The organism is Amycolatopsis sp. AA4 (assembly GCF_002796545.1).
Lineage (GTDB): Bacteria > Actinomycetota > Actinomycetes > Mycobacteriales > Pseudonocardiaceae > Amycolatopsis.
Window position 1 is genome coordinate 5,365,535 of record NZ_CP024894.1, and the last position, 15,494, is coordinate 5,381,028.

General features: G+C 70.9%; 17 protein-coding genes. 5 read left to right on the plus strand and 12 right to left on the minus strand.

Annotated features, from left to right (window positions below):
* Window positions 1-18 precede the first annotated feature (18 nt).
* Window positions 19-417, minus strand: a complete 399-nt coding sequence (locus CU254_RS24815; RefSeq protein WP_009080448.1) for an ACT domain-containing protein — start codon at window positions 415-417, stop codon at window positions 19-21.
* Window positions 418-427: 10 nt separating this feature from the next.
* Window positions 428-1,186, minus strand: coding sequence for an FAD-dependent thymidylate synthase (gene thyX / locus CU254_RS24820; protein WP_037714712.1), 759 nt, complete (start codon window positions 1,184-1,186; stop codon window positions 428-430).
* 84 nt (window positions 1,187-1,270) lie between these two features.
* On the opposite strand from thyX, the gene CU254_RS24825 reads away from it, so the two are divergent.
* From CU254_RS24825 to CU254_RS24835, 3 genes are all read left to right on the plus strand, one after another.
* Window positions 1,271-1,789 (plus strand): toxin-antitoxin system HicB family antitoxin, encoded by a 519-nt coding sequence (locus CU254_RS24825; protein ID WP_009080452.1) that lies wholly within the window; start codon window positions 1,271-1,273, stop codon window positions 1,787-1,789.
* 305 nt (window positions 1,790-2,094) lie between these two features.
* Window positions 2,095-2,964: a DUF4097 family beta strand repeat-containing protein gene (locus tag CU254_RS24830; protein ID WP_037717893.1), complete on the plus strand. Its 870-nt coding sequence runs from the start codon at window positions 2,095-2,097 to the stop codon at window positions 2,962-2,964.
* A 640-nt stretch (window positions 2,965-3,604) separates the two neighbouring features.
* Window positions 3,605-4,711 (plus strand): alpha/beta hydrolase, encoded by a 1,107-nt coding sequence (locus CU254_RS24835; RefSeq protein WP_009080456.1) that lies wholly within the window; start codon window positions 3,605-3,607, stop codon window positions 4,709-4,711.
* Window positions 4,712-4,724: 13 nt separating this feature from the next.
* On the opposite strand, the gene CU254_RS24840 is transcribed toward CU254_RS24835, so the two are convergent.
* Window positions 4,725-5,300: a TetR/AcrR family transcriptional regulator gene (locus CU254_RS24840; RefSeq protein ID WP_009080458.1), complete on the minus strand. Its 576-nt coding sequence runs from the start codon at window positions 5,298-5,300 to the stop codon at window positions 4,725-4,727.
* A 358-nt stretch (window positions 5,301-5,658) separates the two neighbouring features.
* Window positions 5,659-6,873: a winged helix-turn-helix domain-containing protein gene (locus tag CU254_RS24845; protein ID WP_009080460.1), complete on the minus strand. Its 1,215-nt coding sequence runs from the start codon at window positions 6,871-6,873 to the stop codon at window positions 5,659-5,661.
* 50 nt (window positions 6,874-6,923) lie between these two features.
* On the opposite strand from CU254_RS24845, the gene CU254_RS24850 reads away from it, so the two are divergent.
* Entirely contained in the window at window positions 6,924-7,478 is a 555-nt protein-coding gene (locus tag CU254_RS24850; RefSeq protein WP_009080462.1) for a GNAT family N-acetyltransferase, read from the plus strand.
* Between the two features lie 3 nt (window positions 7,479-7,481).
* On the opposite strand, the gene CU254_RS24855 is transcribed toward CU254_RS24850, so the two are convergent.
* Window positions 7,482-7,958 carry a GtrA family protein gene (locus CU254_RS24855; protein ID WP_100266868.1) on the minus strand — a complete coding sequence of 159 codons (477 nt, stop codon included), beginning with the start codon at window positions 7,956-7,958 and terminating at the stop codon, window positions 7,482-7,484.
* Window positions 7,959-8,111: 153 nt separating this feature from the next.
* Here CU254_RS24855 and CU254_RS24860 point away from each other — a divergent pair, with 153 nt between their 5' ends.
* Entirely contained in the window at window positions 8,112-8,627 is a 516-nt protein-coding gene (locus tag CU254_RS24860; RefSeq protein ID WP_009080467.1) for a membrane protein, read from the plus strand.
* A gap of 230 nt (window positions 8,628-8,857) precedes the next feature.
* Here CU254_RS24860 and CU254_RS24865 read toward each other — a convergent pair whose 3' ends face one another.
* The 7 genes from CU254_RS24865 to CU254_RS24895 all read right to left on the minus strand — a co-directional run bounded on the left by CU254_RS24865 (window position 8,858) and on the right by CU254_RS24895 (window position 15,382).
* The gene (locus CU254_RS24865) at window positions 8,858-9,307 is read right to left on the minus strand and encodes a tetratricopeptide repeat protein (protein ID WP_009080469.1); all 450 of its coding nucleotides are present in this window, start codon (window positions 9,305-9,307) and stop codon (window positions 8,858-8,860) included.
* Window positions 9,304-10,053 carry a 4-hydroxy-tetrahydrodipicolinate reductase gene (gene dapB, locus CU254_RS24870; protein ID WP_009080471.1) on the minus strand — a complete coding sequence of 250 codons (750 nt, stop codon included), beginning with the start codon at window positions 10,051-10,053 and terminating at the stop codon, window positions 9,304-9,306. Before dapB ends, CU254_RS24865 begins: the two co-directional genes overlap by 4 nt.
* A complete protein-coding gene (locus tag CU254_RS24875; protein ID WP_037717895.1) occupies window positions 10,050-11,414 on the minus strand; it encodes a pitrilysin family protein in 1,365 nt (454 codons plus the stop codon). Before CU254_RS24875 ends, dapB begins: the two co-directional genes overlap by 4 nt.
* Window positions 11,415-11,500: 86 nt before the next feature.
* Window positions 11,501-13,750 carry a polyribonucleotide nucleotidyltransferase gene (locus tag CU254_RS24880; protein WP_009080475.1) on the minus strand — a complete coding sequence of 750 codons (2,250 nt, stop codon included), beginning with the start codon at window positions 13,748-13,750 and terminating at the stop codon, window positions 11,501-11,503.
* Between the two features lie 236 nt (window positions 13,751-13,986).
* The gene (gene rpsO / locus CU254_RS24885; RefSeq protein ID WP_009080476.1) at window positions 13,987-14,256 is read right to left on the minus strand and encodes a 30S ribosomal protein S15; all 270 of its coding nucleotides are present in this window, start codon (window positions 14,254-14,256) and stop codon (window positions 13,987-13,989) included.
* A gap of 145 nt (window positions 14,257-14,401) precedes the next feature.
* Window positions 14,402-14,905 carry an RNA 2',3'-cyclic phosphodiesterase gene (thpR, locus tag CU254_RS24890; RefSeq protein WP_009080478.1) on the minus strand — a complete coding sequence of 168 codons (504 nt, stop codon included), beginning with the start codon at window positions 14,903-14,905 and terminating at the stop codon, window positions 14,402-14,404.
* 3 nt (window positions 14,906-14,908) lie between these two features.
* Window positions 14,909-15,382 (minus strand): helix-turn-helix transcriptional regulator, encoded by a 474-nt coding sequence (locus CU254_RS24895; protein ID WP_037714715.1) that lies wholly within the window; start codon window positions 15,380-15,382, stop codon window positions 14,909-14,911.
* Window positions 15,383-15,494 lie beyond the last annotated feature (112 nt).

The following is a 15,494-nucleotide window of genomic DNA, read 5'->3' on the forward strand; positions in this document are numbered from 1 at the left end:
GTCCTTCACGGACTTTGGTCAGGCAGGCAGGAGCACTTCGTGGCCCGCTTCGCGGAACGCCGCCACCCCGCGGTCGAGGTCGTCGGAGCGCACCAGGATGTGGTCGGTGTCGAAGGTGGACAGCGAGAACAGCGCGACGCCCGCCGCCGCCAGCTCCGACGCGAGCGCGGAAATGATGCCGGTGAGGGTGAATTCCAGCGGCCCGCGCACGGTGAACAGCCGCCAGCCGTCCTCGACGGCGCCGCCCTCGGGTTCGCGGCCGGTCGGGCAGATCACCGACAGCTCGTCGGGCGTGCGGGTGACCGACACGAGCGCGGGCTCGCCGGGTTCCAGCAGTTCGGCGGGCACGGCGGCGTCGGCGGGCAGCCGCACGACCGAGTAGGGGCCGGGGCGGAGGTCGATCGTCAGGTGTTTCATCAGTGCGCAGTCAGCCTTCCAGCACTTTCGGGCTCGAGGCGATCTCGGTGCCGTCGGGCAGGGTCGAAATCGTGAAGTCGGCGAAGACGTTGGCCGCCGCTTTGTGCAGCTGCCGCAGGCATTCGATGGCGAGCGAACGGATCTCGACGTCCGCGTGTTCGGTGGCGCGCATCGCGATGAAATGCCGCCAGGCGCGGTAGTTGCCGGTGACGACGATGCGGGTTTCGGTCGCGTTCGGCAACACGGCGCGGGCCGCCTGGCGCGCTTGCTTGCGGCGCAGGGTGGCGCTGGGCGCGTCCGCGAACTTCTCCTCCAGCCCGGCGAGCAGCTCGTCGTAGGCGGCCGCGCTGGCCTGCGTGGCCTTGACGAATTTCTCGTGCAGCACCGGGTCTTCGGCGATGACGTCCGGCTCGACGAACTCCGCGTCGGCCTCGGGGACGTAGCGCCGCGAGAGCTGGGAGTAGGAGAAATGCCGGTGCCGGATCAGCTCGTGGGTGAGCGAACGGGAGATCCCGGTGAAGTAGAAGGTGACCGACCCGTGTTCGAGCACGGCCAGGTGGCCGACGTCGATGACGTGCTCGAGGTACCCGGCGTTGGTCGCGGTCGCGGGGTTCGGCTTCTCCCAGGACTGGTAGCAGGCCCGCCCGGCGAACTCGGCGAGCGCCTCGCCTCCGTCCGCGTCGGTGGACCACGGCACGTCCTCGGGCGGGAAGAACTCGGTTTTCGCGATCAGCTGCACCTTGGGCGGCACCGGTCTCGCTCCCCTCATGTCGGCTCCGCCAGCCTAACCCGGCGGCACGGGTGACATCATCGCGCCTTGACGTGACGTCATTCGTGACGCCATAGTGGTGTCATGGACTTGACGCCGTATATCGCGACCCTTCGCGAGGACCTCGCGAACACGGCCTCCGCCGGGGACGAGCAGACCCGGCGGGCGGCCGCACTGCTGTCGTCTGCTCTCGAACCGGCGGTGCGGCTGACGCTGATGAACGCGCTGGCCGACCTGGCCGCCGAGGTGACCGCCGCACTGCCGGGCCAGGTCGTGGACGTGCGGCTCGACGGCCGGGACGTCCGCGTGGTCGTGACCGGCGGCGAGGACCGTTCCTCTTCCGCGCCTCCCCCGCCGCCCGCGCCCCCGATCGACGGCGGCGACATCTCGCGGATCACCCTGCGGCTGGTCGAGCAGATCAAGGGCCAGGCCGAACAGGCGGCGGCCGCGCAGGGGGTTTCGCTGAACACGTTCGTGGCGCAGGCCGTGCAGGGGGCGCTCGGCCAGGCGCAGCAGCACCAGCAACGGCACCAGCGCTGGCAGGACAGCGGCAGCGGCGGGGGCCGCACGGAGACCAAGCTGCACGGCTGGGTCGAAGGCTAGAAGGGGGCAGGACCATGGGCGAGAACCGGGAAGACCAGGGGAAGAACGCCGAGGACCGGGTTGGGGAACCTGGCTTCGGGAAGACGGGCGGGGCGGACGCGGCGGCCGGGTCCAGCGCTGCCGCGGATGCCGCGCCGAACGACGAGGGCGTTTCGAAGGCATCGACTGCCTCCGACGCCGAATCCGCGTCGAGCGCGGGCGGGCCGACGGGTACCGAGTCCACTTCGGACAGTTCAACGACCGAGGCGTCGGCAGAAACCGGCGCCGCGGGATCCGATTCCGGAGAGCCGGGTCCTTACGTACGGCTGCAGGACTTCGAGGCGGACGGTCCCGTCGAGCTGGATCTGGGCGTCACGATCGGGCGGGTCGAGGTCGTGCTCGGGCCGGAGCCCGGGGTGGCCGTGCGGTTGCGGCACGACGCGGGCGAGCAGCCGTCGTGGGTGAACGGGGTCAGCAGCCTGCTGTCGTGGGTCGGCGAGAAGTTCGGGGACCAGTTCGGCGGTCTGCCGGAGTTCTCGGTCGCGGACGCGGTGCGGCAGGCGCGGATCGAGAAGACCGGCAACCGGGTCGTCGTACGGGCGGCTAAGGCGTGGCAGCTGCGGAACGTTCCGGTGGCGGTGACGGTCCGCGCCCCGGCCGGGTCGCACCTTGAGGTGCGCGCGGGTTCGGCGGACGTCACGGTGACCGGTGCCGCGGGCCGCGCGGACATCCTCACCGGGTCCGGCGAGGTGTCGCTGGAACGCGCGGACGGCGCGGCCACCATCCGGACCGGCACCGGAGCCGTGAAACTCGGCCCGACCCTGGCCGGACTGCAGCTGCGCAGCGGAAGCGGTTCGGTCGAGGCTGCGTCGATCTCCGGCCCGGCGACGCTCGGCACCGGAACCGGAAACGTCTGGCTGGGCGCGGTCGAGGGCGACGTGATGGCCCGCACCGGAAGCGGCGACCTGTCCGTGGCCGACGCGGCCTCCGGCTCGCTCGAACTGATCACCGGCTCGGGCGAGGTGCGAGTCGGCATCCGGAGCGGCGTGCGGGCGGAAGTGGAACTGGCGTCGGCGGCCGGACGGGTGTCGAGCGAACTGGACGTCTCGGAAACGCCGCCGGAGGGCGCGGTCGCGCTGAAAGTCCGCGCCCGCACCGGAACCGGCAACGCGGTGGTCACCCGCGCGGCGGGCTGACACCGGAAACATCCCGTCTGCTCCGGCGGCGCACCCGTTATTCCACGACGCGGGTGCGCCGAGCAGACGGATGCAAGGGGGAGGCGGCGGGCCGCACCGGAGGATCCGGGGGGCCCGCCGCTTCGTGCTGTGCGAGCTTTTCCGGCGCGCCAATGTTTTCCGTTGGTGGACGGTCGAACTAAGGATTACCCCACGGGTTCAGGGCGCGTGACTCGGGAAGTCCTTGTGCGCCAAGGCAAGTCGCGATGCCACGGTCACCACGAGACCTCCCCGCCCCGCACCTCAACCACCACAAGGACTTCCGCGCGCTCCAAGACCGCAGCCTCCGCAGCAGAGAACTCCTCTCGGACTACCACGACCGGACGGCACCTGACCGAGCAGGCCGGGAGTTCCTCCGCCGACCCATTCCCTGACGCGGGCACCGAGCAGGCAACACCTCACCACCGTCGTCTGGCCAATCCTGCCGGGAAAGAGCCCTGCCACCGGGCATCGAAAGGGCGACCCGCCGCGGCACCGCTCAGCAACGGTGACGCAGCACCAAACCTCGTTTCTTGACTTCCGATCAAGAAAACCCTAGCCTTCGCTTCGGCCAGCTCTTGATTGCAAGTCAAGAGCGGCACGTGAACGGAAAAGGCGGGCGATGGAAACTTCGGCGGAGAAGGACAGCCGCACTGCGTCGGCACGGCAGGACGTGGGGTTCGAGTCCGGCGGCGTGCGGTGCGCGGCGTGGCTGTACACACCGGCGGCGGAAGGCGGGCCTCGGCCGTTGGTGGTCATGGCGCACGGGTTGGGCGCGGTGCGGGAGTGGCGGCTGGACGCGTTCGCGGAGCGGTTCGCCGCGCAGGGGTGGATGGTGCTGGTCTTCGACTACCGGTTCCTGGGGGCCAGCGAGGGATCTCCTCGGCAGTTGCTCGACATCGGCGACCAGCTCGACGACTGGCGGGCGGCACTGGCCTACGGCCGCTCCCTGCCCGAGGTCGACCCGGACCGGATCGCGGTGTGGGGGACCTCGTTCGGCGGCGGGCACGTGCTGCGGATCGCCGGCGAGGACAAGGACGTCGCAGCGGTGGTGGCCCAGTGTCCGTTCACCGACGGCCCGGCGTCGTTGGTCTCCCGGTTCCGCTCCAGCCCGTTGAGCATGCCCGGGCTCGTCATCGCCGCTGTGCTCGATGTCGTCGGGTCGGTGTTCGGGGCGAAGCCGGTGCTGGCTCCGGTGGTCGGGGTGTGGTGGATGCCGGCCTTCCTGGTGTCGCCGACGGCGATAGCCGCGGCGTCCAGGCTGATCCCGGCGGGGTCTCGGCTCTCGCCCCGCACCGCCGAGGTCCTTGCCCGGATCCCAGCCGTGCGCAACGGGCTGTCGCCGACCGTCGAGACGAACGGGCAGCCGTTCCGCCCCGGCGACACCGCGGTCGGCCGCGACACGATCTGGGGCGTCCTGACGGGCCCGGACGGTCACGGCGACAGCGCCAACGCGATCGCGGCCCGGCTCGCGTTGCGGTTGCCGCTGTACCGGCCGGGCAAGGACCTGCGCAAGATCGCCGCGGCGACCCTGTTGTGCGTGTGCGACGACGACCGCGCCGCTCCGGCGCGCACCACCACCCGCCTTGCGGCCGGACAGGACCACGTCCAGGTCAACCACTACGACGGCGACCACTTCGACATCTACGTCGGCGACCTGTTCGAACGTGCCGTCGCAGACCAGATCCAGTTCCTCGCCGCGCGGTTCACGGCCGCGGCGGGCCGGTAGCCGACCCGCCGCGTCACCGGGGATCGGGGGGACTCGGCACGGCGGCGATACCGCGGGCACTGCGCACCAAAGTCTCGACGACGGCGCGATCTCCCGCTGCGTCGCCCGCGTGCGTCAGCATCCCTTCGACCACGAACACCCCGATCCGGGTCATCGCGTCCTGCTCGGCCTCCGGCACGCCCAACGCGGCCAGATGCCACCGCAGGATCGCCTCCACCTGCGCGTGGAAGCCGTCGTGCCATGCCCGCAGCGACTCCGAGGCCGCGACCCTGGCGTGCACCGTCGTGATCAGCCGATCGACCCGCCGCAACTCGCTCACTGCCCACAGCAACTGCTCGACCGGCGGTTCGGCCGAGCGTTCCGCCACGCCGGCCAGGAACTGCGCGAACAGCGCGTCCAGCACAGCGACCAGTACCTCGTCCTTGTCTTTGAAGTACCAGTAGACGGTGTTGGAGGTGACCCCCGCCGCACGCCCGATCCGCGTCACCGTCGTGGGTTCGTAGCCTTCTTCCACGAACAACCGCGTGGCCGCGGCGACGATCTCGCCGCGCTTCTCTTCCCGGTCCTGCGGGCGTCGGTTACGCGGCATCCCCCACCTGGCCAGATCGGTCACGCTGAAACCCCACTGTAAAGGGACACAGCGCCCCCGCCGATCTCGACCCGGCACCGCGCACCGGACACCCGCGCGAGGCGGCCTTCGACGTGCCTGGCCATCGGAGAGCGACTAGCGGAATGGGAACTCTCACAACGGGAAAAGGTGTGCTGAACGGCCGAGGCCGGAATAGCCAGAGGGCCAGCCGAGTCGTCGCGGTCCGGGCGTCGAGGCGGTTGAGGAGCACCGCCAAGGCGCTCGATTTCCCGGGGGAGCAGGCAGGTAACAACATGCGGGTCAGTTCTGCCCGGCATCGGCACTCACAAGACCCCGGCCGAGCCGCCAACCCCGTGGCTCACTTCACCGCGCGTCGCAATGCCCGGGCGAGATCACCCCGCTCCCCCACCGCGACGCCGTCCAACCCCTGCCATTCCGCCATCGTCCGCAGTTCCCCGGCCAGCTCCGCCGCGACCCGTGCCTGGTCGGCTCCCGGCTCGGCGAACGCGCCTTGCACCCGCAGCACCCCGGCCGCCCGGTCGGATTTCAGGTCCACCCTCGCCGACAGGGCTCCGTCGAGCAGGAACGGGAACACGTAATACCCGTGCACCCGCTTGGCTTCCGGGATGTAAATCTCGATGCGGTACCGGAATCCGAAGAGCCGTTCCGTCCGCGCGCGTTCCCAGATCAGCGGGTCGAACGGGCACAGCAAAGCCCTTCCGGACACCGCCCGCGGCGTGCGGGCCCCGGCGTGCCGGTACGCGACCGCTCGCCAATCGTCCACCTGGACCGGCTCCAGGACTCCTTCCTCGACCAGTTCGCGAACAGCTTGCCGGGAGACGTCCGGGCCCAGGCGGTAGTAGTCGCGCAGATCGGTTTCCGTTGCCACGCCCAGCGCGCGCGCCGAGCGTTCGATCAGGCCGCGGGCGCCTTCCTCCGCGGAAACCTTGCGGGACAAGATCTCCGGCGGCACGACCCGCTCGGTCAGGTCGTACAGCCGCTCGAACGAACGCCGCGTGCCGGTGCTCAGCTGGCCGACGCCGAACAGGTACTCGCACGCCTTCTTCACCACCGAGCGTTCCCACCACGCACCCGGCCCGCGGCGGACCCCCTCGGTCTCCAATTCCTTCTCGATCGCCCCGGCTCCGATCGGGCCGTGTTCCTTCACGACCGCCAGCACGTCGTCGAGCAAGCCCGGCATCGTGTCGACCACCCGGGTGTAGTTCCGCCACCAGCCGTCCCGTTTGGCCCCGGAGCGCAGCAGTGGCCAGTCTTCGATCGGCAGCAGGCTCGCCTCGTGCGCCCACGACTCGACCAGCAGCCGCGGCCGCCGCGCGCGGTGGCTCCACGCCGCGTCGTCGACGAGCGCCGGGTCGTACGCGCCCAGACGCGAGAACAGCGGCATGTAGTGCGCGCGCACGGCGACGTTGACCGAATCCAGCTGCAGCAACTGGACCCGGGACAGCACCTTGGCGAGGTGCCGGCGGGTCGGGTCCGTGGCGGGCCGGGGGTCGGCGAACCCCTGCGCGGCCAGAGCGGTGCGGCGGGCGGCGGAAAGGCTGATCGTCTGCATGATCCCGCCATGGTGCCAGCCACCCCCGACAGTTTCGGTACATTGCCCGCGTGAGTGCCGCCGAAGTCCGTCCCGCGAACCCGTCCGACGCCGCGGAGATCGCCCGCATCCAGCGGCTGACCTGGCGGGCCGCGTACGCCGGCCTCCTGGGCGACGAAGCCATCGACGAACTCGACCAGGCCGACCTCGAGGGCACCTGGGCGGAGACGATCGAGTACCCCGGTTCCCGCGTCTACCTGGCCACCGAGGGCTCCTTCACGGTCGGCTACTGCGTCGCCGGTCCGGCGCCAGAGGACGAAGCCGCCGCGGCCGACGGATCCGCGCCCGAGGACGCTCCCGGGCTGATCGCGTCGCTGGTGGTCGAACCGCGCTGGGGGCGCCGCGGGCACGCCGGGCGGCTGCTCGCGACGGCCGCCGCGGACCTGCGCGAGCAAGGGCTGAGCCGCGGCATCACCTGGGTCGCCCAGTCCGACCACGCGACGCTCGGCTTCTACCGCCGCGCCGGCTGGTCCCCCGACGGCACCGTCCGCACCCTCGACACCGGCCGCGGCACGCTGCGCGAAGTCCGGCTCACCGGCACGCTCGAACTAGAACTCACGCAGTAGAAATCAAGCACTGACCGGCTCTTCGCGCTTCGCGAAGACCACCCAGCGCATCACCGAGTACATGAACACGCCCTCGCACGCCCCGGCGATCAGCCGCGACACGTGGTACTCGACGCCCAGCGCGGCCAATCCGGCGCCCAGCCCGAGCAGGAACGCCACGTAGTTCACCGCGATCGCCACCGCGTACAGCACGGCCTGGCGGCCCACCGGCGCGTGCGAGCGGAAGTTGAGCGCGCGGTTCAGCACGAAGCTCAACCCGAACGCGACCACGTACGCAACGCTGATCGACAGCCACACCGGCCACTTCAGCCCGCCGTGGAACAGGGTCAGCAGCAAGAGGTCGACGCCGAAGGTGAACCCGTTGATCACCGCGAAACCGAGGAAACTCGGCGCGACGATCCGGGACAGCCCGAACGGCAGGACGCGCACGACGGCGGCGCACAGCCCGGCGAAACGGTCGGCGATCGGCACCTCAGCCACCTGCCCGATCCTGGCAGCGGAAGGTGTCCGAGACGGGTCGGCCAGGTGATCTTCTGGGGTTGGCTCCCGGGGAAAGAGTGGGGTTAGCCCCCGTGATCTTTTCGTGACAGCTGCTAGCTTGGGGTGAGCAGGGACACGAACGGGGGTGACGCGATGGGATGGGTGCTCCTGACCCTCGGCGTCGCCTTCGGCTCGGCCATCGTGCCGCTCGTCAACGCCGAGCTTTTCGTCATCGGCCTCTGCGCGAGCCAGCACAACGTGCACTGGCTGTGGCTGGGCGGCGCGGTCGCGGTCGGGCAGATCGCCGGGAAACTGCTGTACTACCTGGCCGCGCGCGGTTCGATCCGGCTCCCGAAGTTCCTGCACGACCGGCTGCACCGCGAACGCCCGCTGACGCCGCGGCGGGTCCGCTGGCAGCTGCGCGCCAAGGCGATCCGGGGCAAAATCGAGGCCCTGCGCGAACGCTGCCAGCGCCATCCGCACTGGATGACCGGCACCTACGGGATCAGCTCGCTCGTCGGACTGCCCCCGTTCATGGCGACGAGCGTCCTCGCCGGGATGGTCCGGATGCGGCTGTCGACGTTCCTCGCGGCGGGGCTCGCGGGGCGATGGGTGCGGTTCAGCCTGCTGGCCGCTTCGCCCGCGCTGTTCGCGGGCTGGCTGCAGTAGGGAGGCGCGCCTCGATCGGGCGCGATCCCCACGGACACAAGGCTTGGTTCACCGCCCGCCACCCGCAAGGGCGCATCAACCTCGCCCGCCCGCTCCCGCAGACCGGACTCATCGCCGCGGACTTCCGGATACGTCACTCGGCATAGGCGCGTCGACATCCTCACCGCCGCCGCGCGACGGTTCGATCCCCCCATTGCCGCGCATCCCGGTCCGTCGAGCACGGCGCCGAGCTACTTGCGTTCCGCGGCTTCCAATTCGATCGCCTTGCGCATCGTCGCCCGCGCCCGGCGCCGGTCCCCCGCGATGTCGTACGCGTACGCCAGCCGGTACCAAGCCCGCCAATCCTCTTGGCTGGCTTCGACTTCCGCGCGCCGTCGGTCGAACCACGCGTCCGCGGCGTCGCGGTCCACGCGGCCGGACGGGCGGCGCGGCAGGTCCGACACGTCCGGCAGGCCGCCCTCGGCGTCCAGCTGCCGCGACAGCCGCTGGATCTGCATGCCGGACCGCCAGGTCACCACGACGATCCACACGCCCAGCAGCGGCAGCAGGAACACGCCGATGCCCAGCGCGATCCCGGCCGGCGTCCCGGTGCCGAGCAGCGCCACGGCCCGGTCCGCCAGCAGGACCAGGTACACCACGAGCGCCGCCGTCATCAGCAGCGCGAAATTGCGGGCTTTCACAGGTCGAGCACGTTCTCCAGGCCGACCGTCAGGCCGGGACGCGACACCACCGAGCGCACGCCGAGCAGCACGCCCGGCATGAACGACGTCCGGTCCAGCGAATCGTGCCGGATGGTCAGCGTTTCGCCCTCGCCGCCGAACAGGATTTCCTCGTGCGCCACCAGACCCGGCAGCCGCACCGAATGCACGTGGACGTCCTCGACGGAGGCGCCGCGGGCACCGTCCATTTCGGACGTCGTGGCGTCCGGACCGGGCGTGACCCCGGCCTCGGCCCGGGCGGCGGCGATCATCCGCGCAGTGTGCGCGGCGGTGCCGGACGGGGCGTCGGCCTTGCGGTTGTGGTGCAGTTCGATGATCTCGGCCGAGGCGTAGAACTTCGCCGCCTGCGCCGCGAAGCGCATCGCCAGCACCGCGCCCAGCGCGAAGTTCGGGGCGACCAGCACGCCCACCGACGGCTTGTCCGCCAGCAGCCCGCGCAGTTCGGCCAGCCGCTCCTCGCTGAAGCCGGTGGTGCCGACGACCGCGTGCAGGTCGTGCGCGATCAGCCAGCGCAGGTTGTCCATCACCGCGTCCGGATGCGTGAAGTCCACGACCACCTGGGCTTTTTCGAGCGCGGCGAAATCGTCGCCGGCGTCCAGCGCGGCCACCAGTTCCTGGTCCGCGGCACCCTCCACGGCTTTCACCACGGTGGCGCCCATGCGGCCGCGCGCGCCCAGCACGCCGACGCGGATCGGGGACTCGGTCATGACGCGATCACCTCGTGCAGATCGTCGGGAAGGTCGTCGGCGTGAGCGTACGGCCCCACCACCGCCGCGGACGACACCCCGCCGGGGCGCCGCAGCAGAGTGCGAGCGAGCGCACACACGTCCTCGGTCGTGACCGCGTCGATCCGCGCGATCGTGTCGTCCACGCCCAGGTACCGGGCGTAGTTCAGCTCGTTCTTGCCGATCCGGGACATCCGCGACGACGTGTCCTCCAGGCCCAGCACGAGCCCGCCGCGCAACTGTCCCTTGGCGCGCGCGACCTCGGCGTCGGACAGCCCGTCCGCGGCGACCGAGTCGAGCACCTCCCGGATCACGCCCGCGACCTGGCCGAGCCGCTCCGGCTGGCAGCCCGCGTACACCGACATGTGCCCGAGATCGGCGTAGCTCGCCACCGACGAATACACCTGGTACGCCAGGCCCCGGCGCTCGCGGATCTCCTGGAACAGCCGGGAACTCATGCCGCCGCCGAGCGCCGCGTTGAGCACCGACAGCGTGAACCGGCGCTCGTCGTGCCGCGGCAGCGCGCGGAAGCCGAGCATCACGTGCGCCTGCTCGGTGTCGTCCGGGTGCAGCGCCAGCTTCGGCACCGTCTTCAGCCGCGCCCGGCCGGACCGCGGCGCGACCGGCGTCGCAGTGCCGCCGAGACGGTCCTTCAGCGCGCGCTTGACCAGCCGCAGCACCTGGCCGTGTTCGACGTTCCCGGCGACCGCGAGCACCATCCGCGGCAGCGTGTAGCGGCGGCGGTAGAAGCCCCGCAGCGCGACCGGCGACATCTCGGTGATGGACTTTTCCGTGCCCAGCACCGGACGGCCCAGCGGGTGGTCGCCGAGGATCGCGCTGACGAATTCCTCGTGCAGCAAGTCTTCCGGGTCGTCGTCGCGCATCGCGATTTCTTCGAGGACGACGCTGCGTTCCATGTCCATGTCGCGGTCCGTGCACTGCGCTTCGAAGACCACGTCGGTGACGAGGTCGAGCGCGAGCGGCAGGTCCGCGTCGAGGACCTGGGCGTAGTAGCAGGTGTGCTCTTTCGCGGTGAAGGCGTTGAATTCGCCGCCGACCGCGTCGATTTCCTCGGCGATCTGGGTGGCGTCGCGGTGCGCGGTTCCCTTGAACAGCAAGTGTTCCAGGTAATGCGCCGCGCCCGCGACCGGCGAGGGTTCGTCGCGGGAACCTACGCCGACCCACAGGCCGACCGTGGCCGACCGGGACGCGGGGACGTGCTCGGTGATCACCCGCAGGCCGCCGGGCAGGACGCTCCGCTTGACGACCGCACCGTCCGAAGTGGACTCAAGCGTACGGGTGGTGCCGACGGGCTGCTCGTGCCCGGAAACCTGCCGTGCCAAAAGCATTCCTTTGTTCAACATGCGGTGAAGGCCCCCTCCCCGGCCGGAGAGGGGGCCTTCACGGACCTGGCTTCGCGGAGCGAGCCTTACTTGGCTTCGGCGGTCTCGGCCGGAGCTGCGTCGCCCTCGGCGGGCTTCGCGGCGTCCTCTTCCTTGACCACGATCAGGCTGATCTTGCCGCGGTTGTCGATGTCGGCGATCTCGACGCGGATCTTGTCGCCGACGTTCACCACGTCCTCGACCTTCGCGATCCGCTTGCCGTTGCCCAGCTTCGAGATGTGCACGAGGCCGTCCTTGCCCGGCAGCAGCGAGACGAACGCGCCGAACGCGGCCGTCTTCACCACGGTGCCCAGGAAGCGCTCGCCGACCTTCGGCAGCTGCGGGTTGGCGATGGCGTTGATCTTGCCGATCGCCGCCTCCGCCGACGGGCCGTCGGCCGCGCCCACGTAGATCGTGCCGTCGTCCTCGATCGAGATGTCGGCGCCGGTCTCCTCGGTGATCGAGTTGATCATCTTGCCCTTCGGCCCGATGACCTCGCCGATCTTGTCGACCGGGATCTTCACCGACGTGACGCGCGGGGCGTACGGGCTCATCTCGTCCGGGCCGTCGATCGCCTCGGCGATGACGTCCAGGATGGTGAGGCGAGCGTCCTTCGCCTGCTTCAGCGCGGCCGCGAGCACCTCGGACGGGATGCCGTCCAGCTTGGTGTCCAGCTGCAGCGCGGTGATGATGTCCTTCGTGCCGGCGACCTTGAAGTCCATGTCGCCCAGCGCGTCCTCGGCGCCCAGGATGTCGGTGAGGGCGACATAACGCGTCTCCCCATCCACTTCATCGGACACCAGGCCCATGGCGATGCCCGCGACCGGGGCCTTCAGCGGCACGCCGGCGTTGAGCAGGCCCATGGTGGACGCGCAGACCGAGCCCATCGAGGTCGAGCCGTTGGAGCCCAGCGCCTCGGAGACCTGGCGGATCGCGTACGGGAACTCGTCCCGCTTCGGCAGGACCGGGACCAGGGCGCGCTCGGCGAGCATGCCGTGGCCGATCTCGCGCCGCTTCGGCGAGCCGACGCGGCCGGTCTCGCCGGTGGAGAACGGCGGGAAGTTGTAGTGGTGCAGGTAGCGCTTCGTCGTCTCCGGCGACAGCGAGTCGATCTGCTGCTCCATGCGGAGCATGTTCAGCGTGGTGATGCCCAGGATCTGGGTCTCGCCGCGCTCGAACAGCGCCGAACCGTGCGCCCGCGGGACCACGGCGACCTCGGCCGAGAGCTGGCGGATGTCGGTCAGGCCGCGGCCGTCCATCCGGATCTTCTCGGTGAGGACGCGGTTGCGCATGATCTTCTTGGTCAGCGCCTTGAACGCGCCGCCGACCTCCTTGTCGCGGCCCTCGAAGGCCTCGCCCTCGCCGAGGCCGAGCTTCTCCAGGACGGTGGCCTTGACCTCGTCGGTCGCGGCGTCGCGCTCCTGCTTGCCGGCGATCTGCAGGGCCTTGGCCAGCTCGTCGGACGCGATCGCGGCGACGGCCTCGTAGATGTCCGGCTGGTAGGCCGGGTACACCGGGAACTCGCCGGTCGGCTTCGCGGCGTCGGCGGCCAGGCGCTGCTGCGCCTCGCACAGCACGCGGATGAACGGCTTCGCGGCCTCCAGGCCCTCGGCCACCGCGGCCTCGTCCGGAGCCTTGCCGCCGGCGGCGATCAGGTCGAGCGTGTGCTCGGTGCCCTCGGCCTCGACCATCATGATCGCGACGTCGTCGCCGACGATCCGGCCCGCGACCACCATGTTGAAGGTGGCCTTCTCGAGCTGCGGCCAGGTCGGGAACGCGACCCACTGGTCCTCGATCAGCGCGACGCGCACGCCGCCGACCGGGCCGGAGAACGGCAGGCCGGCGATCTGGGTGGAGGCCGACGCGGCGTTGATCGCCAGCACGTCGTACGGGTCGTCCGGGTTGAGGCTCTGGACGGTGATGACGACCTGGATCTCGTTGCGGAGGCCGTCGGCGAAGGACGGGCGCAGCGGGCGGTCGATCAGGCGGGCGGTGAGGATCGCGTCGGTCGACGGGCGGCCCTCGCGGCGGAAGAACGCGCCCGGGATGCGGCCGGCGGCGTACATCCGCTCCTCGACGTCCACGGTCAGCGGGAAGAAGTCGAAGTGCTCCTTCGGGTGCTTCGACGCCGTGGTCGCCGACAGCAGCATGGTCTCTTCGTCCAGGTACGCGACGACGGCGCCGGCGGCCTGCTTGGCGAGCCGGCCGGTCTCGAACCGGACGGTGCGGGTGCCGAACCGGCCGTTGTCCAGAACGGCTTCGGTCTCGAACACGGTGACTCCGGTGGAGTCGGTCATATGGTCAATCTCCTCTTTGGTTCCTTCGTACGGCGTGAGTCTCCCACTGTGGGACCCGGTTCGCCCGAGGACGCTCGAGGAGGTGTGAGGCCGGTCTTCGATCGAAGCCCCCGGGTCCGTTGCCCGGGAACCACTACCGAGGACCGGCGGGATCGTTCCTCCAGCGCGCTCGCGCCGTGTGGGGGTGTGCTTGCGGCGAGGGGGAGCGGCCGGAGCCGCTCCCCCTCGTCAGCACGCTATCGACGCAGGCCGAGACGCTTGATCAGGTCGCGGTACCGCGCCACGTCCACCTTTTCCGTGTAGTTCAGCAGCCGGCGGCGACGGCCGACCAGCAGCAGGAGACCGCGACGGGAGTGGTGGTCGTGCTTGTGGGTCTTCAGGTGTTCGGTGAGGCCGATGATCCGCTTGGTCAGCAGCGCGACCTGGGCCTCGGGGGATCCGGTGTCCGAGTCGTGCAGCCCGTACTCGGCGAGGATCGTCTTCTTCTCTTCGGTGGACAGCGCCACTGGTGGTGCTCCTTGTGCATCTCGTGCCGTGAGGCCCGCACCGCACCGCGCGGCCGGGTGAGACGGTCTCGGCCGCCACGGACTGCAGCCGGACCCGATTGCCGAGGTTACCAGCCGGTTGAACTGCGGCTTCCGGCGCGTGCGGCTAGCTGGGCAGCACGGCCTCGCCCGCGCGGCGCAGCCGCCAAGTGCGCAGCGTGCGGTACGGGGCGCCGCCGCCCATGAGCTCGACGCGGTCCGCGGTCCAGACCCGGCTGCGGAAACCGGCCAGCCGTTCCGTCCACGCCGTCGGCGGCCGCGTGCGGGAGCATCGCGCCAGCGTCAGGTGCGGCCGGTAGGGACGGTCTTCGCCGGGGCCCGGGGTCGCGGCCGCGGCGAGGTCGGCGAGGTCCTCCCCCGCCACTCCCAACCACAGCACTCCCGGAAATGTTCCCGAACCGGCGAGCCGGACGTCAACGGATTTCCGGCCGGCCAGCGCCCGGTCGAGGAAGGCGCCGCAGTCGGCCGGGTCCGCTTCGCCGTAAAAGGCCAGCGTGACGTGCCAGCCGACCGGATCGGACCAGCGCAACAGCCGGTCCTTGGCGCCGAGCGCCTCGGCGATCTCCGCCGCGACGTCGGCGGGCGGGCGCAGCGCGGAGAACAGCCGCATCGGCTACTGGCCCGCTCCCGCGCGGCGGAGCAGGTCGGCGATCGCCGGGAAGTCCTCGTCGAGCAGTTTGGCCGCCTCGGCGAGGTTCTCGTCCTCGGCGACGTCCCGGATGCCCGCGAGCACGATCTTCTCGTCCGAGCTGACCGGGATGTTGTCGCGGCCGACGGTGGGCCGCGAATCGCGCACGTCCTCGAGCGCGGCCTGCATCGCGTCGCGGTCGCCCGCGGCGACCTCGGGCACCAGGATCTTGCGCTCGAGCATGATCATCCGGGCCAGCACGACCGGATTGCCGATCTTCGCCCGCCGGCCGCTCATCACCTGGCTCAGCATCGGCGCGCTGATCCCCAGGACCTCGGCCAGGAACGCCTGCGACACGTCGAAGGCCACGACCAGCCTGCGCACCCGATCGCCGAGCGGCTCCCCGTACCACTCCCGCTGCAGCGCGATGTTCCGCTGGACGATCTTGTGGTCCTCCACCTGGCTCCGCTCCCCTAGCGCTGTCGTCCCGCGGCCCGGTGCTGCCCGGCCCGCGTCTGTCCCTCCGGTCCGGCGCCGCCGGCCCATCTTGCCACCCCGGAGGCCCCCGCCG